The 23812-nt window shown below is 40.5% G+C and carries 22 protein-coding genes; 18 read left to right on the top strand and 4 right to left on the bottom strand.

Translation table 11 applies throughout. The features are described 5' to 3' along the window. Positions 1–79: 79 nt before the first annotated feature. Positions 80–826, bottom strand: a complete 747-nt coding sequence (locus tag ACZ9AO_RS09400) for an SDR family oxidoreductase (RefSeq protein WP_063593905.1) — start codon at positions 824–826, stop codon at positions 80–82. Positions 827–1007: 181 nt separating this feature from the next. Between ACZ9AO_RS09400 and ACZ9AO_RS09405 the strand changes: the two genes are divergently transcribed. The 5 genes from ACZ9AO_RS09405 (at position 1008) to ACZ9AO_RS09425 (ending at position 6576) form a co-directional block, all read left to right on the top strand. Next, positions 1008–1553 (top strand): TetR-like C-terminal domain-containing protein, encoded by a 546-nt coding sequence (locus ACZ9AO_RS09405; RefSeq protein WP_063593904.1) that lies wholly within the window; start codon positions 1008–1010, stop codon positions 1551–1553. Between the two features lie 693 nt (positions 1554–2246). After that, positions 2247–4424 carry a DNA topoisomerase III gene (locus ACZ9AO_RS09410; RefSeq protein ID WP_476108933.1) on the top strand — a complete coding sequence of 726 codons (2178 nt, stop codon included), beginning with the start codon at positions 2247–2249 and terminating at the stop codon, positions 4422–4424. Positions 4425–4526: 102 nt separating this feature from the next. Then, entirely contained in the window at positions 4527–4955 is a 429-nt protein-coding gene (gene mntR, locus ACZ9AO_RS09415; protein ID WP_048687667.1) for a transcriptional regulator MntR, read from the top strand. A gap of 230 nt (positions 4956–5185) precedes the next feature. Next, a complete protein-coding gene (locus tag ACZ9AO_RS09420; protein ID WP_251542708.1) occupies positions 5186–5881 on the top strand; it encodes a class I SAM-dependent methyltransferase in 696 nt (231 codons plus the stop codon). Continuing rightward, positions 5881–6576: an AIM24 family protein gene (locus ACZ9AO_RS09425; protein WP_476109002.1), complete on the top strand. Its 696-nt coding sequence runs from the start codon at positions 5881–5883 to the stop codon at positions 6574–6576. The genes ACZ9AO_RS09420 and ACZ9AO_RS09425 overlap by 1 nt, the downstream gene beginning before the upstream one ends. A gap of 108 nt (positions 6577–6684) precedes the next feature. Here the strand turns inward: ACZ9AO_RS09425 and metA are convergent, their stop codons facing one another. After that, a complete protein-coding gene (gene metA / locus ACZ9AO_RS09430; RefSeq protein WP_034307589.1) occupies positions 6685–7593 on the bottom strand; it encodes a homoserine O-acetyltransferase MetA in 909 nt (302 codons plus the stop codon). A 167-nt stretch (positions 7594–7760) separates the two neighbouring features. Here metA and ACZ9AO_RS09435 point away from each other — a divergent pair, with 167 nt between their 5' ends. The 9 genes from ACZ9AO_RS09435 to ACZ9AO_RS09475 all read left to right on the top strand — a co-directional run bounded on the left by ACZ9AO_RS09435 (position 7761) and on the right by ACZ9AO_RS09475 (position 17080). Next, a complete protein-coding gene (locus ACZ9AO_RS09435) occupies positions 7761–8294 on the top strand; it encodes a hypothetical protein (protein WP_048681034.1) in 534 nt (177 codons plus the stop codon). A gap of 78 nt (positions 8295–8372) precedes the next feature. Further along, the gene (locus ACZ9AO_RS09440; RefSeq protein ID WP_034307586.1) at positions 8373–8849 is read left to right on the top strand and encodes a glutathione peroxidase; all 477 of its coding nucleotides are present in this window, start codon (positions 8373–8375) and stop codon (positions 8847–8849) included. A gap of 137 nt (positions 8850–8986) precedes the next feature. Continuing rightward, positions 8987–9832, top strand: coding sequence for a DegV family protein (locus ACZ9AO_RS09445; protein ID WP_048681030.1), 846 nt, complete (start codon positions 8987–8989; stop codon positions 9830–9832). A gap of 53 nt (positions 9833–9885) precedes the next feature. Further along, positions 9886–10530 (top strand): HD domain-containing protein, encoded by a 645-nt coding sequence (locus ACZ9AO_RS09450; RefSeq protein WP_063593896.1) that lies wholly within the window; start codon positions 9886–9888, stop codon positions 10528–10530. Continuing rightward, the gene (locus tag ACZ9AO_RS09455) at positions 10527–12404 is read left to right on the top strand and encodes an ABC-F family ATP-binding cassette domain-containing protein (RefSeq protein ID WP_048681024.1); all 1878 of its coding nucleotides are present in this window, start codon (positions 10527–10529) and stop codon (positions 12402–12404) included. The genes ACZ9AO_RS09450 and ACZ9AO_RS09455 overlap by 4 nt, the downstream gene beginning before the upstream one ends. Positions 12405–12534: 130 nt before the next feature. Further along, on the top strand, positions 12535–13671 hold the full coding sequence (locus tag ACZ9AO_RS09460) for a conserved virulence factor C family protein (RefSeq protein ID WP_048681019.1): 1137 nt from the start codon (positions 12535–12537) through the stop codon (positions 13669–13671). Between the two features lie 282 nt (positions 13672–13953). After that, complete coding sequence (gene ilvD, locus ACZ9AO_RS09465) at positions 13954–15624, top strand: dihydroxy-acid dehydratase (protein ID WP_034311212.1); 1671 nt, start codon at positions 13954–13956, stop codon at positions 15622–15624. 171 nt (positions 15625–15795) lie between these two features. After that, positions 15796–16224, top strand: coding sequence for a BrxA/BrxB family bacilliredoxin (locus tag ACZ9AO_RS09470; RefSeq protein WP_048681014.1), 429 nt, complete (start codon positions 15796–15798; stop codon positions 16222–16224). 76 nt (positions 16225–16300) lie between these two features. Beyond that, complete coding sequence (locus ACZ9AO_RS09475) at positions 16301–17080, top strand: class I SAM-dependent methyltransferase (RefSeq protein ID WP_476108934.1); 780 nt, start codon at positions 16301–16303, stop codon at positions 17078–17080. Here ACZ9AO_RS09475 and ggt read toward each other — a convergent pair whose 3' ends face one another. Next, a complete protein-coding gene (gene ggt / locus ACZ9AO_RS09480) occupies positions 17081–18769 on the bottom strand; it encodes a gamma-glutamyltransferase (RefSeq protein ID WP_476108935.1) in 1689 nt (562 codons plus the stop codon). 435 nt (positions 18770–19204) lie between these two features. On the opposite strand from ggt, the gene ACZ9AO_RS09485 reads away from it, so the two are divergent. The 3 genes from ACZ9AO_RS09485 (at position 19205) to ACZ9AO_RS09495 (ending at position 21594) form a co-directional block, all read left to right on the top strand. Further along, on the top strand, positions 19205–19822 hold the full coding sequence (locus ACZ9AO_RS09485; RefSeq protein WP_476108936.1) for a YpjP family protein: 618 nt from the start codon (positions 19205–19207) through the stop codon (positions 19820–19822). Positions 19823–20018: 196 nt separating this feature from the next. After that, positions 20019–20789 (top strand): TerC family protein, encoded by a 771-nt coding sequence (locus ACZ9AO_RS09490; RefSeq protein WP_476108937.1) that lies wholly within the window; start codon positions 20019–20021, stop codon positions 20787–20789. Positions 20790–21063: 274 nt separating this feature from the next. Beyond that, complete coding sequence (locus tag ACZ9AO_RS09495) at positions 21064–21594, top strand: dihydrofolate reductase family protein (RefSeq protein WP_476108938.1); 531 nt, start codon at positions 21064–21066, stop codon at positions 21592–21594. A gap of 1031 nt (positions 21595–22625) precedes the next feature. On the opposite strand, the gene ACZ9AO_RS09500 is transcribed toward ACZ9AO_RS09495, so the two are convergent. Continuing rightward, a complete protein-coding gene (locus ACZ9AO_RS09500; RefSeq protein WP_048686776.1) occupies positions 22626–22868 on the bottom strand; it encodes a hypothetical protein in 243 nt (80 codons plus the stop codon). A gap of 223 nt (positions 22869–23091) precedes the next feature. On the opposite strand from ACZ9AO_RS09500, the gene ACZ9AO_RS09505 reads away from it, so the two are divergent. Further along, positions 23092–23805 (top strand): anthrax toxin lethal factor-related metalloendopeptidase, encoded by a 714-nt coding sequence (locus ACZ9AO_RS09505; protein WP_476108939.1) that lies wholly within the window; start codon positions 23092–23094, stop codon positions 23803–23805. Positions 23806–23812: the final 7 nt, after the last annotated feature.

The raw sequence follows: 23812 nt of genomic DNA on the forward strand, positions 1-23812 counted from the left end.
GAGCAGAGGAGATTACTCCAATTAAAACCTGTATAATATTCCGAGAAGAAAATGAATCTCTTAGTTTTATCTTATATTATTACCAAGGTTGACTTGTTGGTCCAATTGTAAACTCATTAATGTTCGTATCTTCTGGCTGATCAATAGCGAATGCCACAATATTGGCAACTCGATCAGGTGCAATCCCATATTGTTCGTACAACGCAGTCATACCTTCTGAAATATTCTTATCAGTAATCGTATCCAGCAATTCCGTGTTGATCGCTGCTGGATAAATAGTAGCTGTGCGGATGTTAGTACCTTCTTGGGCAGATTCCATACGCAAAACTTCCATTAAATCACGAACAGCCCACTTTGTTGCGCCATAAACAGCACCGCCTGGGTAAGCTTTAAGCCCAGCTACTGATGACGTAGTGATGATATGTCCAGACTTTTGCGAAGTAAATGTTGGCAATACTGCTGCGATACCATTCAATACACCTTTAATATTAACGTCAACCATGCTGTTCCACTCGTCAGTTTTTAATTCGGAAAGTGGTGAATTAGGCATTAGTCCAGCGTTCAAGAAGATTACATCGACACCTCCAAAAGTGTCTTTAGCTAGTTGAACAAGCTGCTGACTATCATCTGGGTTAACAACATCTGTGACGCGATAAGCCACTTGACCACCGTTCGATCCAATTTCTTCAGCTAATTTTGCTAAACGCTCTTCACGTCTTGCGCCAAGTACAACTTTTGCCCCTTTTTCAGCTAACAGCTTAGCTGTTGCTTCCCCAATACCTGAACTTGCGCCTGTAATTACAACCACTTTGTTTTCAATTGTCATTTCGTTTCATCCTTTCATGTAAAATAAAACTACAATTGATGTTTTCTCGACATCTGTCTATAATTTAAAATACAAAATTAAACAAAACAAGGCATATAAATCGTTAATTTAATCAGTTTTGTTGTTTAAACAACAAGTCAATAAAAATTGTTGACTATCTCAAGGAAAGTATGGTGTCAATATGGCAAAAGTGGATAGAAGAATTGTAAGAACTCAAGAGGCAATTAAGAAAGCATTTCTTGAATTGATGTCAGAAAAAAATTTTGATAGCATGACCATTCAGGATATTTCTGATAGGGCAAATATTAACCGTGCAACTGTTTATCTTCATTACTTGGATAAATTTGATCTGTTAGATAAAATCATAGAAGAACATATCAATAACATGGTTAACCTTTGTGAGTCGGAAGCTGAAATGGAGTGGATTGAATCGACTGTACACTGCATGGAATATCTTGAACGTAATTATTTATTTTTTTCGACGATGTTGGCAAGTGAGGGAGCTCCGTACTTTCGCAGCCGGTTTGTTCAGCATAATATCGAAGAGTTCAAAAAAGACGTGGATATAACAAAAGGAAAAAATTTTGGTCAGAGTGAAGATGTAGTTGTCGAATTTGTGGCAAATGCTTATGTAGGTGTAGTGGAATGGTGGTTAAAAAATGGCATGCCTTATCCACCGCAGGAAATGGCAGAGAAAGTAGGGGACTTATTAGAGAGGATTTTATAGATTCATCGCTTAAAAAGTCTCTCTTATTTATTAAGGAATGAGGGGGATAATGTGTCCTTCCCTTATCAATACTTGGTGGAATAAGGAATAAGAATGGCCGAAAATCAATTTGATTTTTCGGCCATTTTAATATTTGAAAATGGGGAATTCAAGAATCTCTTTCTACAGGTTCAATGATGTTTTTTAGCTAAGAGTTTTGAAACCACTAACACCATTTAGATATTTCAGTGATCCTTCACTAGACCAATCAAATATCTATATACTGCTAGATCTTTTATACTTCTTTAATGTTTGACTGGTTAGAAGGAATAATTTTATTGCCGGCTATAGCAAAAGCATTTAAACAGACTATATGAGTTAGTCCATATTGCTTGTAATCACTCCATTCAACAGGTATTAAGTATTTTTCAATAGGCAACTCAACTATCTTTGTATTCTTTATTAATAACATTTTTTAAAGTGACTTTAGTTCTTTTGCCAATTAACGTTCCATAGAAGGGCCGGGTCGCAATCAAACCAAGACTATCGTTGATTACTTAATGTTGAACCAATTCCTTTAGCTTTTATAAATCATAGAAAAAAACAATACTTTAGAACAGTCCGTTAAAAACGAAGTCATATCTAGCCGATTGTGATAATTAAGGTATAATGATAGGGGAAAGATATTTTGTAACGGATTAGGTGAAGATGATCATGAAGCTAATCATTGCGGAGAAACCAGATCAAGGTTCAACGCTAGCGGCTCAATTTAAAACGAAAAAACAGCAAGGCTATATAGAAATCATGCCGAATGAACTTTTCCCCGATGGAGCTTATGTAACTTGGGCCGTCGGACATTTATGTCAACTTGTTTCGCCGGAAACCTATCATTCAAAATGGAAAAAATGGTCGATGGAAACGTTGCCGATGATTCCTGAGAAATTTCAATATGAAGTGACCCGACAAAAGGCAAAGCAATTCAATGTTGTGAAGACTTTGCTTAGGAAACCAGAAGTCGATGAAATCATTCATGCAGGTGATGCCGGGCGTGAAGGAGAATTGATTGTACGCAACATCGTTAACTTATGCAATGTCAATAAACCGATGAAACGTTTATGGATTTCCTCTTTGACCCCGAAAGCGATTTATGAGGGATTTCAAAATTTGAAGAGCGAAGAAAAAACCAGGCCGCTTTATTATGAAGCGTATACGAGAGCTTGCGCGGACTGGGTTGTGGGAATGAATGCGTCGAGAGCGTATAGTATTTTGTTGAAACAAAGGGGCGTTTCGGATGTGTTTTCAGCTGGAAGGGTTCAGACACCGACTCTTGCTTTGATAGTGAAGCGGGAAATGGAAATTGAGCAATTCAAGTCTGAACCGTTCTGGGAGGTGTTCGCAGATTTCAAGATGGACGGTAAGAAATATCAGGGGAAATGGCAGCTGAACAATGACCCGAGAATCAAGACAAAAGAAATGGCTGATAAAATTGCCGCCTTTTGTAAGGGTAAGGAAGTTGAAATAACGGAAATGGATACTGAAAGGAAAGAATTTCAGCCGCCTTTGTTATTTAATCTATCGTCATTGCAAGCGACAGTGAACAAGATTTATAAATATTCACCGAAACAGACGCTTGATATCGTGCAAAGTTTATATCAAAAAGGGATCGTTTCTTATCCACGTTCAGATTCCAATTATGTGACGGAGGGGGAAGCCGAAACATTTCCCGATATTTTGCAAAAACTAAGCGGATTTTCAGAATATGAATCCCTGTTTCCTTTGCCACAACCGAACATCATGAATAATAAACGGTTTGTAAATGAAAAGAAGGTGACTGATCACTATGCCATTATTCCGACGGAGCAGGTAACCGACCCAAAGCGGCTTTCCGCTGAAGAACGGAATATATATGACTTGGTTGTTCGCAGGTTGATTGCGGCCCATTATGAGAAGGCCATTTTCGATTACACCACCATTAAAACGCTCGTCGATAAGCGGGCCGAATTCATTTCTAAAGGCAAGCAGCAGATTCAAGAGGGATGGCGCAAAGTGATTTTCCAAAATAATGACAAGGATGATGATGATATCATTTTGCCGTCCGTTTCAAAAGGGGATTCTGGAAAGGTCGCCAATATAAAGGTGAAAGAAGGAAAAACCCAGCCCCCTAAGCGTTATACAGAGGGTCAGCTGATCACTTTGATGAAAACTGCCGGAAAGCATCTGGATAATGAAGAGTTGGAAAAAGTACTGATGAAAACCGAGGGTCTCGGAACCGAAGCAACTCGGGCTGGCATCATTACCATGCTCAAAGACCGTAAATACATCAATGTGAAAAAAAACCAGGTGTTTGCGACAGATAAAGGGAAAGTGCTGATTACTGCAATCGGGGAGAAAATCCTGGCTTCACCCGAAATGACAGCCAAATGGGAACAGCGATTAAGGGAAATTGGTGAAGGGAAGGCTTCAGCTGGAGGCTTTATGGAAGCTGTTAAAAAGATGTCAGCAAAAATTATCAGTGATGCCGTGGAATCATCCGAAAGCTGGGATTTTCAAGGGCTGGATACCGAGTCGATTCAACGGAGCGGCCCTAAAAAGAGAAGTTCCGCATCTGTAGGCAGCTGTAAACTATGCGGTTCAAAGATTGTCGATAAAGGGGAATTCTATGGATGTGTAAGTTATCAAAAAACAAAGTGTAACTTCACAATATCCAAAAAAATCCTTAATAAGAAAATTAGTCAAGCAAATATAAAAAAGCTGTTGGCGAGCGGTGAAACGGATTTGATAAGCGGTTTTAAGAAAGGGGAAAAGACCTTTGATGCCATTTTATCTTGGTCCGACTCTGAAAAGAAGATCAGTTTTACATTCCCGACAGAACAAAACGTCAAGCAAACTTGAGGAAAGACTTCATTAAAGGCGCCCTGAGACTTATAACTTCTTGTTTCGGGGTCGTATATATAGTAAAATTTTTAGATATGCGTTTGAATGGGAGGATTCCTAATGCCTACACCGAGCATGGAGGATTACATAGAACAAATTTATTTACTTATTGAAGAAAAAGGATATGCAAGAGTTTCCGATATTGCTGAAAATCTTTCCGTCCACCCATCTTCTGTTACAAAAATGGTTCAAAAACTTGATCAGGAAAAATACTTGATATATGAAAAGTACCGGGGTCTCGTATTAACTGCAAATGGGAAAAAAGTTGGTAAAAGGCTCGTTTACCGCCATGAACTTTTAGAACAGATGCTAAGGTTGATTGGGGTCAAGGAAGAAAATATTTATCAGGATGTAGAGGGGATTGAACACCACCTTAGTTGGAATGCCATCGATAGGATTGGAGACCTGGTTGAATTCTTTGAAGAATCTCCTGACCGTGTCGAAGATTTACGAAAGATACAAAAAAGAAATGAAGAAAATTCAAAATAAGCTGCCGCTGGCAGTTTTTTTTATGTTTTAATATCATCTGTCTTCTTGAACCGGGCATGGTTCATTTTACAAATAAGGTGTAAAGGGGGGTGACGTTTTAAAAGAGGATTTTTTGATTATGAACAGAATAGCTATAAAGAGGCCCCGGTATTTTGATTCGGGAAAACGAAGTGTTTTTGTGTTTTTCAGTAACTTATTGATTAGGGGTTAAATGGGAGGGTGAATTTCTTATGAATATACATACATGGCATAAAGAGTCGGAAAAGGAATGGGATGTTTTTGCACCTATGTGGGTAAAGAATTCGCAAGAAATGTGGGAAACGGGGAGTAGGAAAAACATCATTCCCTTCTTTTCTGAATATGTACCTTCGGGAGTGAAGGTGGCTGACATAGGCTGTGGAGATGGAGTTGGTTCCATGAAATTGGCCGAAGCGGGATTTAAAGTAACTGGAGTTGATTTATCCAATGTGATGATTGAATTTGCAAAGGGGAAAACCGCTCAACAACCAGGACTTTCTTTCCTGCAAGGGGATTTTTATAACCTTCCCTTTGAAGATGAAGAAATGGATGCGGCAATGGTCATTAATTCTTTGGAATATACGGGTGAACCCTTAACGGTGATGAAGGAAATTCAACGGGTAATAAAGCCTGGAGGTTATGTCTGTTTTGGAATACTTGGTCCAACAGCTGAGCCACGAAAAAAATTCAGCTTCCACCGGTTATTAGGAGATAAAGTCATCATGAATACCATGCAGCCGTGGGAATTTGAAAAAATGGCTTTAGAAACGGGATGGAAGGCAGTGGCTGATACCGGCGTAGCAAAGAGAGGGGTGGACTATACAAAACTCGGACATTTTTCAAAGGAATTAAAGCAAGCTGTATCGTTCATGTGGCTTTTCCTCCTTCAAAAAGAGGTAGGGCAGTGATGGAGAAGTATCAAATCGATCAATTCGTTGAAAAGACGAAACAGCAGGATAAAGGGCAAGGTTTATTTGAACTTGAAACGGAACGAATTCTGGAGATTAATTTGGAAAAGCAGATTTGGGCAAAAATGGGAACGATGGTTTCTTATCGCGGCAACATTAAATTCGAGCGGGAAGGTATTTTGGAGCATGGTCTTGGTAAACTCTTTAAAAAAGCCTTAACCGGTGAGGGTGCATCCTTGATGAAAGCGACCGGAAGAGGCAAGCTATACGTTGCGGATCAAGGGAAGAAGATTTCCATTTTACAGTTAAATGGTGAATCGATCTGTGTTAACGGAAATGATTTACTCGCATTTGAGCCGGGGATTCAATGGGATATAAAAATGATGCGGCGCATTGCCGGGTTATTGGCAGGCGGATTGTTCAACGTAAGGCTCGAGGGGAGAGGCATGGTCGCATTCACTTCCCATTATGAGCCTCTTACTTTAATGGTGGAACCTGGGAATCCGGTTTATACGGACCCGAATGCCACAGTAGCTTGGTCAGGGGAATTGCAGCCTGAATTCGTAACGGATGTTTCATTGAAGTCGTTTTTTGGAAGGGGAAGCGGCGAATCCGTTCAAATGAAATTCGAAGGACAAGGATTTGTGGTCGTCCAACCTTTTGAAGAGGTATATTTCGGCAATAAGGAATTATGAAACAAACAACCTGAGTCAGCTACTCAGGTTGTTTCCCATGATGATCGGATGTGTCTGCCATAAAAAAGCGATTCATTTCAAAGTGAAAGCTTCTTTTTTCTTACCCTTTCAATCCCACTCATAAGGGGTTGATTGGTAGACATAATAATTCAGCCAATTCGAGAACATCAGGCTGCAATGGCTCTTCCAGCGGTGAAGAGGTATCCTGGTCGGATCGTTATCAGGAAAGTAATTTTCAGGGAGTTGCGTATTGATCCCGCGTTCCCTATCGCGCTTGTATTCTTCACCAAGGGTATCGGCATCATACTCGAAATGGCCGGTAACCATAATTCTTTTTCCATCAACTGAAGCAGCCATCAATACACCAGCTTGATCGGACTGTGCGAGAACCTTCAATTCAGGATGGTTAACTAATTTTTGATAGTCAATATCCGTATAGCGTGAATGAGGGGCCATAAAATAATCATCGAATCCGCGGACTAGATTTTCATTCGGTTCAAGGACCTCATGAGTGTATACCCCGAAGCATTTCTCTGGAAGTTCGTATTTGCCTATTCCATAATGATGGTACAGGGCAGCTTGTGCCCCCCAACAGATATGTAGGGTGGATGTGACATTTTCACTTGACCAGTTCATGATGCTCTGGAGTTCTTCCCAATAATTAACGTCTGAAAATTCCAGCTTTTCCACTGGAGCGCCTGTAATGATCAAGCCGTCATATTTCTTCGTGCGAATATCATTGAATGATTTGTAAAATTGATCTAAATGAAATTTACTTGTGTTCTTTGATTCATGTGTGCTTAAGCGCAGGAATGATATATTTACTTGAATGGGAGTATTGCCAAGAAAGCGCAGTAACTGGGCCTCCGTTTTTTCTTTCTCTGGCATTAGGTTTAAAATTAATATATTCAATGGACGGATTTCCTGATTGGTAGCTCTTTCCTCATCCATTACGAAGATATTTTCCTGTTCTAAAATTTCCCTTGCTGGCAGTTGTTCCGGAATTCTGATTGGCATGATTAGCCTCCTTCTTCAAAAATCATAATATTTTAATTATATAGAAAATTATTGAATAGAAAAGCTATTTTAATAATTTCTTGTAAAACCCGAAGGAAATGGCCTGGGAATGCTAAAATGGGAAGATCGGAAAACATTAACTATGAAGTTGGAGAGGTGTTTGGAGATTGTTTGATCCTACAGCATTTGAAAACATGAAAGTGGTATTGGAAGGAGCGGTTTACGATCGTGATTTCATTGGGGATATATTGGTCATAAACCGAGATGATATAGTGAATCTCTCAACCATGTCCAGATCATATAAGATCGAGATGGAATTGAAAAACCCAATCGCGCCCATTTCGATTAGCGGTGCCATTGAGCTGCACGCTTCCCTACATAACCTAAGTTCGGAGTTACTCGATGCAGCTATTGATGATACGCATTCAGGATGCACGGTCAATATATTCATTTCTTTTCCTAAAAAGCTTGATGAAGTGAATGCTGAACAATTGTTGAATGATCTGGAAAAAATTTGGGGAGATCAGAGAATCATTTCAGTGACGACCAGCGAAACGGTCAGTAAAAAAAAGCAAACCATTACTTCTTCTATATATAAAATTTCATTTGGAAGGCTTGTAAGAGAAGAGCAAATGGATGATTTGGAAGACATGGTAGAGTATTTGATTCAATCCATACAAGCAGTGAAGATTCCGGGATGATAGGATAAGGATTAAAGTTGGTAAACCTACCTTTAAATACGGTAAAATGAATCATCATACTAAAGGGAGAGATCATACATGTCCATTTACGAATTTGAAGTCAATAAAATCAATGGCGAAACCATCTCGCTTGAGGAATATAAAGGGAAAGTGATGATTATAGTGAATACCGCAAGCAAATGCGGTTTTTCGCCACAGTATGATGATTTGCAAAGTCTGTATGTGCAATATAAAGAGGATGGGGTAGTCGTGCTTGGTTTTCCGTGTAATCAGTTTTTGAATCAGGAGCCTGGTGATGATCTGGAAATCGATTCATACTGCAAATTGAATCATGGTGTAACATTCCCGATGTTCGCAAAAGTGAATGTCAAAGGAAAGGAAGCCCACCCCTTATTCAGCTATCTGACTGAAAATGCTCCTGGAGTGATGGGGTCCAAATCGATAAAATGGAATTTTACAAAGTTCTTGATTGATCGTAATGGAAATATCGTCAGCCGGTTTGCACCTAAAACAAAACCTCTGGAAATGGAAGAAGATATAAAAAAATTAATATGAATTATGAAATCGAGTCCAACGGAAAGTTTCAGTTGGGCTTTTTTTTGAGGGAAGATATTTATTGCATGCATCCGTTAAAAGGGGACAGATGGTTGGGATATTGAATATAATAGAAGACACAAATGAGGGGGGAAACCATGGAACGAATTGCATGGGTAACAGATAGTACGGGAACTTTAGATGAAGAATTATCATTGAATGAACATGTATACGTCGTTCCGATGGTCGTCATCATCGATGGGAAGGAATATGAAGATGGCGTCGACCTATTACCTGAGGAATTATACCGGCGGATGGGTGAGGAAAAAATCACAGCCACAACGTCACAGCCCTCGGTCGGCCGATTCCAGGAATTATATAAGGAGCTTGAAAAACGCTATGATCGAATCATAGCCGTACATCTTTCCAGTGAATTGAGCGGGACGGTTTCTGCGAGCAGGCAAGCTGCACAAATGGTTACGATCCCTGTTGACGTTTTTGATACTTTACTTATTTCCTTTCCAATGCTATTAATCTTGAAACGGCTCATGCATTATATTGAGAATGGCGATTCCATCAATGAAGCATTCGTCAAAACGAGAATGTATGCGGATAACCATGAGACCTATGTAATGATAGGCTCTTTAGATCAGCTGCATCGCAGCGGCAGGTTAACAAACGCACAGTATATTCTAGGAAGCCTATTGAGCTTTAAACCCATCATTTCAATCGAAAATGGTGTGCTCCATACTAAATCTAAACCTCGGAACCTTAAAAAAGCGGAAAAACAGATCTTCACTGATTTTCACAGATCAGTCGAAGCGGGAAAAGTAAAAGAATGCACCATATTATATGGTGGAGTGTCGGAGCAGGCACAAAAATGGAAAAAGAGGATTTCCGAAGAATTCCCTCATGTGTTGACCCATGTATCCCCACTGGGGAGCGCCATCGGGGTGCATACCGGTGAACAGACGATTGGGCTCAGTTGGTTCAATGAAGATTAAAGCACACCATTATTGAGAACCATGGTAAAATAGAAAGGACATGGAGTGGTGAAATGAAACAAACGATGATTGAGTTAACGGAGAAGTATGTATATGACCAATTGAATTCTGATGCCAGCGGCCATGATTGGTTCCATATCGATCGGGTTCGTAAGCTGGCTTTACATATTGCAAAAGAAGAACGAGAAGGAAATGAGTTCATCATTGAAATGGCGGCTCTGCTTCATGATATCCCTGATGATAAACTAAACCAGGAAGCCGATGGGGGCTGGAAAAAGCTTGATGCTTGGTTTGATGAAATAAAGTTGGATATTGATAGTGTTGATGCCATTAAACAGATCATCAATACAATTTCATTTAGTGCAGGGCAGTTGAGGCTACCTTCGATAGAGGCTGAAATTGTTCAGGATGCGGACCGCTTGGATGCTATCGGTGCCATAGGCATAGCCAGGACATTTGCATTTGGCGGAAAGAAGGGACAGCTTATGTATGATCCTTCATTGCCCATTAGGGAAAACATGACCAAGAAGGAATACAGGAATGGCAAAAGCTCTTCCATTCATCACTTTCATGAAAAATTATTGCGCTTGCAAGATATGCTTAATACTTGTACAGCCAAGAAGATTGCTAGTGAAAGGCATGAATATATGGTAGGATTTTTAGAGGAATTTAATAAGGAATGGGATGTACGATTATGAAAGTTTTTAGCATGGAACATGTAATGAAAACCCAAGGGGAAAAGCTGCTTTTTAAAGATGTCTCTTTTTCCATTACCGAAGGGGAAAAAATCGGGATCGTTGGGATAAACGGTACCGGTAAATCGACATTATTGAATATCATCGCAGGGCTGGAAGACAGTGATTTAGGAACGAAGGATCATCCGAATGATTATACGATTTCCTATCTGTCCCAAGATCCGCATTTTGATGAGAAATTGACGATCATGGAATATATGTATGAAAGTTCAACTCCTGTATTTTCGTTGATTAAAGAGTATGAAAAGACGCTCATTCAACTTCAAGTAGACCCGCAGAATAGCGCAATACAGGACCGTTTGTTAAAACAGCAGCAGGATATGGACACGCTAGGCGCCTGGGATACAAGTGCCAATGCCAGAACGATACTGACCAAGCTTGGTCTTCCTGATCATTCAAGGAGACTGGGGGAACTGTCAGGCGGCCAAAAAAAACGTGCGGCCCTTGCAAAAACCTTGATTGAGACCCCTGATTTATTGATTTTGGATGAGCCTACGAACCATCTCGATTTTGAAAGCATCACTTGGCTTGAAGAATATTTAGGTAAATATCAAAAATCCGTTTTATTTGTAACCCATGATCGATATTTCCTTGATCGTGTTTCCAATAAGATTTGGGAAATTGCCCAGACCCAGCTTTTCGAATACAAAGGAAACTATGCGGATTATTTAGAATCAAAGGCCATTCGTGAAGAGAATGAATCGGCTGAAAGAACGAAAAAGGAAAGTCTATTCAAAAAAGAACTGGCCTGGATCCGTAAAGGTGCAAAGGCTCGGACAACGAAACAAAAGGCCAGGATCCAACGCTTCGAAACATTGGAATCAGGTGTAAAGGATAAGCAGAAAACCGAGAACCTGGAAATGGAATTAAGCGGTGCCCGTCTTGGGAAAAAAGTACTTGAGATGCAGGATGTATCTAAATCCTTCGGTGATCGAACCATCATCAACCATTTTTCCTTCCTCTTCAAACCAGGTGATCGAATTGGGATCGTCGGTAATAATGGCAGCGGAAAGTCAACCTTGTTGAATATCCTGGCAGGTAGGGAATCCATAGATGAAGGAAACCTGGAAAAAGGGCAAACCGTGAAAATAGGATACTATACGCAAGAAAGCGTCGATATGGATGAGAATTTGCGCATGATAGAGTATATTCGGGAAACGGCGGATTCAATCGCCCTTAAAGATGGTAGTTTCATATCGGCTGCGCAGATGCTTGAAAGGTTCTTATTTCCAATGGGATCGCATGGGACGCCAATTCGTAAGCTGTCCGGTGGGGAGAAAAGGCGATTATATCTCCTTAACATATTGATGTCGGCACCTAATGTCCTGCTTTTGGATGAACCGACGAATGATTTGGACACGCAAACCTTGACCGTTCTTGAGGATTATTTAGAAACATTTTCAGGGGTAGTCATTACTGTATCACATGATAGGTATTTCTTGGATAAAACGTGCCACCAGCTTCTTGTTTTCAAGAATAAAGGTGACATTGACTTCTATTACGGCTCTTATTCAGAGTTCTTGGAAGACAAGACGGAAGAGGCTGTGCCAGTAAAAGCACCAGAGCCACAGATGAACCGGACCGAAAAGAAAAAGAAAAAACTAACCTATGCGGAAAGTAAGGAATGGGAAGAGATAGAAGGGAACATGGAGCGGGCCGAGCAGCGCTTGAAAGACATTACATCAGAAATGTCAGCAGCGGGAAGCGATTTTGAAAAAGTCCGCCTGCTTCTTGAAGAAGAAAAGGAACTAACGGATAAATTAGACCATTTGATGGAAAGATGGGCGTATTTAGCGGAAAAATTGGAAGAAGAATGAGCGTGGTGACTGGTCCAAGGAAGTAAACTTGGATCAGTCTTTTTTTTGCCAATCTCAATTGCATGAGAATCTGTTGCCGATGTGATAATATCTAGTACATGGAAACGTCTTGTAAAAGGAGAGAAATGCATTGAAAATTAAGTCGATAGAACCTACACCAAGTCCGAATACAATGAAAATCAATTTAACAGAAGAGCTATTAGCTGGTAAAAGCAATAATTATAAGAAAGATCAAGCTGACCAAGCACCCAAGCTGATAAGGGATTTATTTACGATCGAGGGAGTGAAAGGGGTATATCATGTTGCGGACTTCTTAGCCGTTGAGCGAAACGCGAAATATGATTGGAAAGATATCTTGGTCCAAATCCGTCAGGTCTTTGGTGAAAAAACCGAGGAACAAAATCAACAAGCGGCATTAAATGAACATTACGGTGAAGTAACTGTTGCCATTCAACAATTCAAGGGCATTCCGATGCAAATTAAAGCAAGTGATAGTCAACACGAAAAACGTTTTGCCTTACCGGAATATTTCATAAAGGGCATTGCCGCTGCCCAAAAAGAAGATGATAATGTAGTCCTGCTTCGAAAATGGAAGGATTATGGCGTAAGATATGGTGATATGGAAGATATCGTGAAGGAAGTATCGGATGAACTGATCGCAGCTTATCCGGAAGATCGAATTAATCGGCTAGTTGCAGCCGCAAAAGAAATGGTCGATACGAAGGAAGCAATTTTGAAACGTCCAAAAATTAAACTGACTGCAGAAATGCTGAATGATGAAAGCTGGGAAAAGCGTTATCAGGCTTTAGAACAAATGGAAGATCCTACGGTTGATGATATTCCAGTATTGGATATGGCACTCTCCGATAGTAAAGTCTCCATTCGAAGGCTCGCGGTAGTATACTTGGGCATGATTGAAGATAGAAAAGTGCTTCCGAGCTTGTATAAAGCCTTGAAAGATAAAAGTGCGGCCGTAAGACGTACTGCTGGTGATTGTTTATCAGATCTTGGCTTTGAAGAAGCGATGGGAGAAATGTCACAATCACTTTCGGATAAAAATAAATTGGTTAGATGGCGGGCCGCGATGTTTTTATACGAAGTGGGAAATGAAACGACCCTCCCTTATCTTAAACAAGCGGAACAGGATCCTGAATTCGAGGTGGCCCTGCAGGTCAAGATGGCCATAGACCGTATAGAAAATGGTGAAGAAGCAAAAGGTTCGGTTTGGAAGCAAATGACAGAATCAAGACAAGCGAATGACAAGTGATTTGAAATGACCCAGGAAAAAGGCATGCGGCTGATATAATCCGCATGCCTTTTTATTTTTTTAGGATCATTTCCAATCGTTTGAAAGGGGTTCCCCTGAGGTCGAATCTATAAATTGGAACTCTATTATTTTAGTAAAATGATTTTTGTAGATATTTAGTGAAGAATGGTTGCATTTGTCTATAAATATGTTAGAATTTTTAGAGTATACTAAAAATTATATTATTCTGAATCATTAAACATTTAGCGGAAATTGGGGGTACAACAAATGTCTACATCAAATATGAGAAGTGACATGATTACAAAAGGGGTCGATCGAGCTCCACATAGAAGTCTGTTGCGGGCAGCAGGGGTTAAAGAAGAAGATTTCGGTAAACCGTTCATCGCGGTTTGTAATTCATACATCGATATCGTTCCAGGTCATGTCCACCTTCAGGAATTCGGAAAAATAGTGAAGGAAGCGATTCGCGAAGCGGGCGGTGTTCCTTTCGAATTTAATACGATCGGGGTAGACGATGGAATTGCAATGGGTCATATTGGTATGCGCTATTCCTTGCCAAGCCGTGAAATCATCGCAGATTCCGTGGAAACTGTTGTATCGGCACATTGGTTTGACGGTATGGTGTGCATTCCAAACTGTGACAAGATAACGCCGGGAATGATGATGGGAGCACTTCGTGTCAATATTCCTACAATTTTCGTAAGCGGCGGACCCATGAAAGCAGGTAAAGATAAAAATGGTAAATCTCTTTCATTAACATCCGTTTTTGAAGGGGTGGGTGCTTATCAAGCAGGTAATATCAATGAAGAGGATTTGCAGGAGATCGAGCAAGTTGCATGCCCTACTTGCGGTTCTTGTTCAGGAATGTTCACAGCAAACTCCATGAACTGCCTGGCTGAAGGATTGGGACTTGCGCTACCGGGAAATGGAACGATTTTGGCGGTAGCCGAAGAACGTAAGGAATTCGTTAAGAAATCCGCTAAACAGTTGATGGAGATAATCAAACAGGATATCAAGCCTCGTGATATCGTGACGATTGATGCAATTGATAACGCATTTGCCTTGGATATGGCGATGGGCGGTTCGACGAACACCGTGCTTCATACGCTTGCATTGGCACATGAAGCAGGTTTTGAATATCCGATGGAACGCATAAATGAAATAGCTAACCGCGTACCGCATCTAGCGAAAATTGCACCGGCATCCGATTACCATATTGAAGATGTACATAATGCCGGTGGTGTAAGTGCCGTCATTAATGAGTTACTCAAAAAACCAGGTGCGTTTAATGGAGATTGCCTTTCTGTCTCAGGTAAGACGCTCCGCGAAAATGTTGCCGGTTGTGAAATATTGGACAAGGATGTAATCCATCCATTGGATAATCCGCATTCTGAGCGTGGCGGGCTTGCGGTATTGTTCGGTAACCTTGCTCCTCAAGGCTCCATCGTAAAAGTGGGCGCAGTTGACGCATCAGTTGGTGGCTATCACAGGGGTCCAGCCATTTGTTTCGATTCCCAGGAAGATGCACTTTCCGGAATCATTACCGGAAAGGTTAAAGAAGGGGATGTAGTGGTCATTCGTTACGAAGGGCCTAAAGGTGGGCCGGGAATGCCGGAAATGTTGGCACCCACTTCCCAAATCGTTGGGAGGGGACTTGGAGCGAAAGTCGGTTTGATCACTGATGGCCGCTTTTCAGGAGCATCCCGAGGCATCAGCATTGGTCATATATCCCCCGAAGCAGCTGAGGGAGGCCCGATCGCCTTTGTTGAAGATGGAGATATCATCGAATTGGATTTGAATAATCGTAAAATCCAATTGGAAATTTCCGATGAAGAATTCGAAAAACGCAAAGCCAATTGGAAAGGCTTCGAGTCAAAGGTCAGGACAGGCTATTTAGCACGTTATTCCAAACTTGTGACGAATGCCAGCTCAGGCGGAGTGATGAAAGTTTAAGTTAAGAGGAAGACTAAAACATGGTGGCAGAATGAAACTGGATTCTGTCACCATGTTTCTTTGTGAAGAACAATGAAATTTTACAAAGCTTTAAGCGTCATTTTTGCATATACACTCAAGAATATAGTATTATTAAACTAATTGAAGAATTGTAACCAAGGAGGTTTTTTTATGTCGATGGCATATGATGAATATATGAAACAAATGGTGAAGCCAATGCGCGCGGAACTGGTGCAGGCAGGTTTTAATGAGCTGGAATCCGCTGAAGCGGTTGAAAACTTTATGGAATCGGTAGAAGGTACGACACTTGTTGTCGTGAATTCGGTTTGCGGCTGTGCTGCCGGTTTAGCCCGTCCAGCTGCTACTCAAGCCGTACTCCAAGCGGACAATAAGCCAGATCATTTGGTAACTGTATTCGCAGGCCAAGATAAGGAAGCGACAGCTAAAATGCGCGAATACTTCGATGGAATAGAACCTTCTTCACCATCCATGGCTCTTTTAAAGGGCAAAGAGGTCGTACATTTCATTCCGCGCCATGATATAGAAGGACAGCCAATGGAAGCCATCATGGAAAATTTATTGGCAGCGTTCAGTAAGTAAATAAGTGATGAAGCGGAATGTCCTGGAAACAGGGCATTCTTTTCAAATTTTAAGAGAGTATGAAGGGGTAGGGTTCATGTTTGTCACAACAGTAGGAAGAGCCGATAAAGAAACGATGATATTAGCCAAAAGGTTAGCTGAAGAATTGCAAATCCCCTTTATAGCAAGAAGAAAACGATCGGTGAGAGATATCCAAGCGGAACATAATGAAGATGATTGCCTTGTTTTTGGTAAAAAGCGGATGGAGTTATTTCGATACCAGGAAAATGAACCATTCTTTTTTCATCCGAACCTGGCGATAATCCGTATAAAAAGAATAATGCGCGGAGAGAGTGATCCATTTCTCATTGCCGGAGATATAAATGAAGGGAACGCTGTGCTTGATTGTACCTTGGGATTGGGCTCTGATGCGATTGTCGCAAGTTTCGCAGTGGGTGAACATGGACAGGTTGTCGGATTGGAAGGAAATCAATATTTGGCCTTGCTCGTGGACCGTGGAATGAAAACATGGGAGGATGCAGAAGAAAAAATGATTTCTGCGATGAGAAGAATAGAGGTCAGGCAGGGTGATCATTACGAAATATTGAAAACATTGCCGGATAATCATTTTGATGTCGTATATTTCGATCCCATGTTTGAAGAAACGATTCAGGAATCGAATGGTATCAGGGGACTGACTCATTTTGCGGATGGTAAGGATCTATCGGTGGAAATAATGAAAGAAGCCAAGCGGGTTGCGCGCAAGAGAGTCGTGTTGAAAGACCATTACCGCAGCTCCCGCTTTGAGGAATTTGGATTTGAGGTAATAAAAAGAAAAACATCCAAATTCCATTTTGGCTTCATTTCCATCCAGTGATCACGATTTATAATCTGTTTCGTCCAGACCCATGGCACAGCCTTCCCGGCTTGAATCGGCAGCACCATAGTTCGAGCCATCAGGGTTGATTTGAATCGCTTGTACATTCCCTATTGAGTGGGGAACTTCATTAAAGGCGAAGCCCATTGCTTCCAAGTGGCCTTTGCTAGTCATATCCATTCCAGGCTCCCATTCAATATGAGGCCCCATCGGAGTGAAAATTCTAGGTTCTTCGATGGCTGCTTTCAAATCCATTTTTAAATCGAGTACATTAATGATCGTTTGTACGACTGAACTGATGATGGTTGGTCCTCCTGGTGACCCTAACGTCAAGATCGGCTCGCCGTCTTTAAAGATGATGGTCGGGCTTTTACAGCTGACTGGGCGTTTATTGGGCTGCACTTCATTCATGCCGCCTGGAATGGAATCAAAATCAGTCAGTTCGTTATTCAGCATGAAACCATAGTCGGAAACCATGATGCCTGATCCGAATGGATGTTCCACTGTAGAAGTGCATGCTGCGATATTACCCCATCTGTCACGGACAGTGAAGTGCGTCGTTTCACTGATCTCTTCTTCATTAGGCTGAGGAATGACCTCCCTTTGCTTCACGGAATCATAAATCCAAGGGTTTCCGAAGTCAATGGCATTATTTCTCGACTTGAAATTAATGAATGAGCGGCGTTTAGCTATATACTCATCATTCATGAGACCCGCCAATGGCAATTCGGCAAATTCGGGATCAGCGAGAAATGCTTTTTTATCTGTAAATGCCAGACGCATCGCTTCTGCGATTAAATAATATTTTTCCCAAGAACGGGCGTCATATTGTTCGATTTGGAAGCTTTCCAAAATTTTCAGGATTTGGATGACCGTGAATCCGCCGGCACTTGGCGCATATGATGAAGCAATTAAATAATCCTTATAAGTCCCATACATTGGTACATCGATAGTAGCTTTATAGTCCTTTAGATCAGAAAGCTCCATGAACCCTCCAAGTTCTTGTATGCAGGAAATGATGCCCTCCCCGATTTCACCTTCATAAAAAGCGGAAATTCCTTCACGTTGTAATATCCGATAGGTATTCGCCAATTTTTCTTTAATCAGCAAATCGCCATCCTGATAGGGTTTTCCGTTTGGTATGAAGAACTTACGCGCTTCATCGCCCAATCGATATTCAAAGTTTTTAAGAGCATCGCATAGAACCCAATTGACTGGAACTCCTTTTTCTGCAAATTCAATGGAAGGCTCGATAAGTTCTGCCAACGGCTTGCTGCCATTTTCGGCGAGTGCTTCATCCATAGCTTTCAGTATTCCAGGAATGCCAACCGCTGTTGCTTTGATAGATCTCTCTTTAAAAGGGATGACTTCCCCTTTTTCATCAAGAAACATGTCTTTATGTGCGGCTTTAGGTGCCCTTACATGGCCGTCGTATATTTTCGTTTCCTTATCTTTTGCATTATATACCATAAGAAAACCACTTCCGCCGATACCAGTCATCATTGGTTCAACAACATTTAGGGCAAATTGGATGGCGACGGCCGCATCGACAGCATTTCCACCTTCACGTAATATTTTTTCCCCTATGGAAGTTGCTACAGGATGAGCTGTAACGACCATTCCGGCGCTCCCTTTCGCAGTTTCCCTTTTGTAATCCTTATCTTTTATCTTTTCATTGTTATTTTTCAAAATGATTCCTCCATTATTCAGTCCTTTTATCTGCCAAAAAGGTAAACTTATGTTTGAGTGAAAAGAAAACCTTGTCATTGTAGAAAAATGACAAGGAGATTTTTCGTAGGTATTCATTTATTCTTAATCAGCAAATGATAAATATACGAAAAATGCTAATGTTACAAGACATAAAGCCACCATGGCAGTCGAAGCCATATAAGACCCCTCCTTAAAAAGACTTGAATCTAATTAATTTCTCCAAAAATCGTCAAAATCCTTCATTTAAATGTAAATTTATTGATATTTATTAAAAAGTTCGAGTTCATAAACTTTATATAGGTATTTATCCTTTTTTTTGATTTTTAAAACATGGTTAACTATATATTCGTAATTACCAAAAAATAAAAGTATACTAAATATAAAGACAATACAAAAAAGGAGGGGGAGTGTGAGTTGAAAGCAGCGGTATGGTTCAGGAAAAGTCTCGTCATTTTAGTATCCGTTTTGACGTTTGGTCTTGTTACTCCTTCAGATCTGGCGTGGTTAGCGGAAGCCGATTCGTTAAAGGATACTAAAAAAGGCTTAGTGGAGGAAGAGGGATTAGCTTATCTTCCTTCGCAGAATTCGACTGAACTTGAAGAGGAATTCAACCGGGAGGAGTTTTTATCGGACATCCTGAATAAGGCAGAGGAAAACGCATTTATGAAATTTGGCGATAAGATCAATCCAAAAATTGGCGATGAATTCAAAATGGTCATATTACCAAAAATGGAAGAAGCCATTACAGAAATGGCTGCACAATTTCCAGATGAAAAATTACAGCAATTGACCATCACTGAGCAGCCGAGTGCCGGCAGGGCCGAGAAAATATTCCATATTTATGATTCAAACAGCGGCAAGGATATCATCAGATTCCATGTCAGGCAGGAAAATCCACCACTGGAGGGACATTGGTTCGATTTTCACTATCATACCTATCATGATTCATTTGCCACCCATTATAATATAGGGAAAATATATTGGGATAAAAATACGCCGCCAGAGTGGACGAGTAAACAAAAGCTCTCATAGTGGTTGGTTTCGTTGATTTTATTTAAGTGGAAGAGTATGATGAAATGAAACTATAATAAGCATCGAATGATACGTTGTCCTGCAACGTATTTATTTTGTGTTTAAACTTAAAGTAAATTTTTTATCATAACTGGGAACAATGTTATTTTAAAAGGTTTTCTAATTTTGCTGTTATAGGAACAGAGGAGTCTTTATCATGTCAGAGTTGTTAAATAACATCGTGCAAACGTATGCTCAATTTTTTGACTGGCATATGTGGATGGAGGTTTTATCCGACCCTGTGAGCTGGGGGTTGATCGGGACGCTCGTCTTAATGGAAGGATTGCTATCAGCGGATAACGCACTTGTATTAGCTGTAATGGTGAGGCACCTTCCGGAAAAACAACGGAAAAAAGCATTATTTTACGGTTTGTTAGGTGCTTATGCTTTTAGATTTATAGCGATTGGAATCGGTGTTTTCCTCATAAAGCTTTGGTGGGTGAAGGTGATTGGAGCCGCCTACCTTGGTTGGCTCTCGTTTAAATACTTTAGGGATAAAAGAAAAAAACAAGCTGGGATCGACGAAGATATCCAGGGAATGAGTAAAAACAGCATACTGATCCGTATGTTTGGTACTTTTTGGGGAACGGTTGCGTCAGTGGAATTGATGGATATAGCGTTTTCCGTCGATAGTGTCTTGGCCGCTTTCGGGGTGAGTGAAAAAGTCTGGGTCCTTTTGACAGGCGGAATGATTGGTGTCTTGATGATGAGGGGAGTGGCCGGAGTATTTCTAAAATTGATAGATAAGGTTCCGGAATTGGAAACTGCCGCTTATGTCCTTATCGGATTCATTGCTATAAAAATGTTAATGGCAGTTGCAGGGATCGAAATCCCGCCTGCGATCTTTTTTGCCTTTATTTTACTGATTTTCGGCACTACAATCGTGTATCATTTGAAGAAAGGGAAAAAGGTCAAGGAACATGGCTGAGTACCATTTAAAAAGCTGTCATCAAAATGATGTCAGCTTTTTGTCACCAAAGTTTCGGAATGGTCTCATCCCGAACCCTTTCCCGATTTTTCATAAAAAAGTTCATTGTTTTTATCAATGGGAATTCCTTGTTCTTCTTCAACTAACGCCACAGGTTAGTGAAAGAAGGAGAATCAAATTAAGTGAGTATCTTCCCTGGAGGAAGTATCAATGGGATTACAAGATGGTTTATATGAAAAAATATCAAGTTTATGTTCCGAGGGGGATCTGTAAGTTGAATAAAAAACAGCGTAACAATATTTTATACATTGGTACTTCGATTGATGGCTATATTGCAAATGATGATGGTACATTAGAGTGGTTAGAATCAACAGAAGTAGAAGGAGATTCTGGATACAATTCACTCCTCGAAAGAATTGACACTGTTGTTATGGGAAAAGGAACTTATGATGTCATTCGTGGATTTGATATGAATTATACTTATAGTGATTATAAAAATTATGTATTTTCTAAATCTGTTAGTGGATCAGATGAATATGCCTCATTTATTGATGAAGATGTCAAAACCTTCATCAAAAATATAAAACAAAAGCCTGGTAAAGATATATGGTTAATTGGCGGAGGAAACTTAGCTCTTGAATTTTTCAAAGAAAATTTGATTGATGAATTCCAACTAGCCATTGCACCTATTATTTTAGGGAAAGGAATCTCCCTTTATATCGGAGATGATATTACTGTGAATTTCAAATTAACCAAAGTACAAAAATTAGGTCAACTTGCTATGCTTCATTATATTAAAAAATAATCACGCTCTTCGCCCGCAGGAGTCTCGTACACCTCTTCCGATCAACTGGAACGTTTTTTTGAGGGTTTAGTAAATCTGAGCGTTGATTTCCACTCCAGGCACTCGCTTTCCGCGGGCGGTCCGGGAGTCTCCTCGGCGCTCGCCTGCGGGGGTCTCCCTTGGCCACGCTTTTCCCGCAGGAGTCTCGTACCTTACGTTCCAATCACTGGAACTTTTTTTTAGAAATATTGTAGGGCAACTGGCTCTTCTTCCAATTCGTCTTCAGTCTTGCAATTCCATCAATTTTCCGGCAAAAGGAGTTCCAAATTGCTCTCGCCCCGAACCAAAATTTTAAAAGTAAACTAGATTAATCTCCATAGTTATTTACAGTATTCCTTAAAGGATGGAAGAGATTTGCGACACTCCTGCCGAATAACTGGGTAGCTGAGACCCCACAGGCGCTTGCGTCGAGGCGGCTTGGCAGGAAGTCAGTGGAAAGGGAGCGGATTTCTGAAATCAGCTGGAACTTTTTTCTTGAAGGGTTGTAAAATTTGAGCGTTGATTTCCACTCCAGGCACTCGCTTTCCGCGGGCGGTCGGGGAGCCTCCTCGGCTTGCGCCTGCGGGGTCTCCCCTAGACACGCATTTCCCGCAGGAGTCTCGTACCTTACGTTCCAATCACTGGAACTTTTTTTTAGAAATATTGTAGGGCAACTGGCTCTTCTTCCAATTCGTCTTCAGTCTTGCGGTTCCATCAATTTTCCGGCAAAAGGAGTTCCAAATTGCTCTCGCCCCGAACCAAAATTTTAAAAGTAAACTAGATTAATCTTCATAGTTTTTTACAGTATTCCTTAAAGGATGGAAGAGATTTGCGACACTCCTGCCGAATAACTGGGTAGCTGAGACCCCACAGGCGCTTGCGTCGAGGTGGCTCGGCAGGAAGTCAGTGGAAAGGGAGTGGATTTCTGAAATGTTAATACAAAGAAAAAATTGAAGGTGAAAGGCTTTTTCTTCGTATTCACCTGCAGTCTAAAGCTGACATCAAAAATGATGTCAGCTTTTTTTATGGAAAATATCAAGTATTTGAAGAAGGGCGGTAAATGTAGTGAAAAAAAGCAAAGGCAATAAAAAGTTAAGCCATAGAGAAGACAGTAGCGGATGCAGCAGTATGCCAAAGAAAATGGAGAACAGAAAAAGGTCGAGAATGATAAACACTTTTAAACTGTAAATATCAAGGACTTCTTCAGCAAGTTCATGTTGCTCATTCAAGATGGCTTTTTTATTATTGGTTTCCATGCGATCACCTTAAACCTTTTACGATTATATATTGTTGATATATGAAAACCGCGGATCAATGGTTCTTCTCAGGATGAATACGCAACCAAAATTACCAAAAAAACATAGAACTTTTACAACCAGGCAATATGTTATACTAATATAATAGTATGAAAGATTTAGAGATTTTAAATACATATATTTCCTTAACGATACATGAAGAATGAAGAAAGGGGAGAAGAGTGTGAAAAGGAAGAAATGGTGGTTATCTATATTTGCATTGTTTGTCTTTTTACTCTCAATGCTCTCCTATTCATTAGCGAAAGATGATGGGGTAAAATGGCGGAATTTACCCAAAGATAATCTTTTAAGACAGGCTGAACTTTTTAAGGGAAATAAAGAATTGCAAAGAATATTTTTATTTCCAGAAGAGGAGTACGATGAAGGGGAAGCACTGAAAATTGCTGAAACCATTAATAAACTGCCTCATTCACTTTTGGTGAAAACAGCGGAAAGTGGTGTGAGGATCAAACTATTCGATGGCGATATAACAGAAAATCAATCCGCGGCCAAATTAAAGGGGAAAACTCCGCGTGGTTATTTGAATAAAGAAACAACTTGGGATGATGTACCTGGTATGGGCGGATCACATACGGTATTGGTTAAAATCGGAGCGAGTGACAAAGGCAACGGGCATGGCTCGGTTAATTTGGAACTGCATGAGCTGGGGCACTCCATTGATAATATAGTGTTTAATGGAATCCGTGAAGACATGGATTATTTGAAGATTTGGGGTAAGGAAGTGGGTGGGCTGTTTCCTGGGATTACGTATTTTTCCAACTACCCTGAGGAATACTTTGCAGAAACGTTTGCCATGTTTTATGTGAACAATGAACAAAATCAATTGCTTAGACAAAAAGCACCCGAGACTTATAATTTTATTAAACAATTAGATTAAACATTAG

Source organism: Peribacillus sp. TE19612, assembly GCF_056279465.1.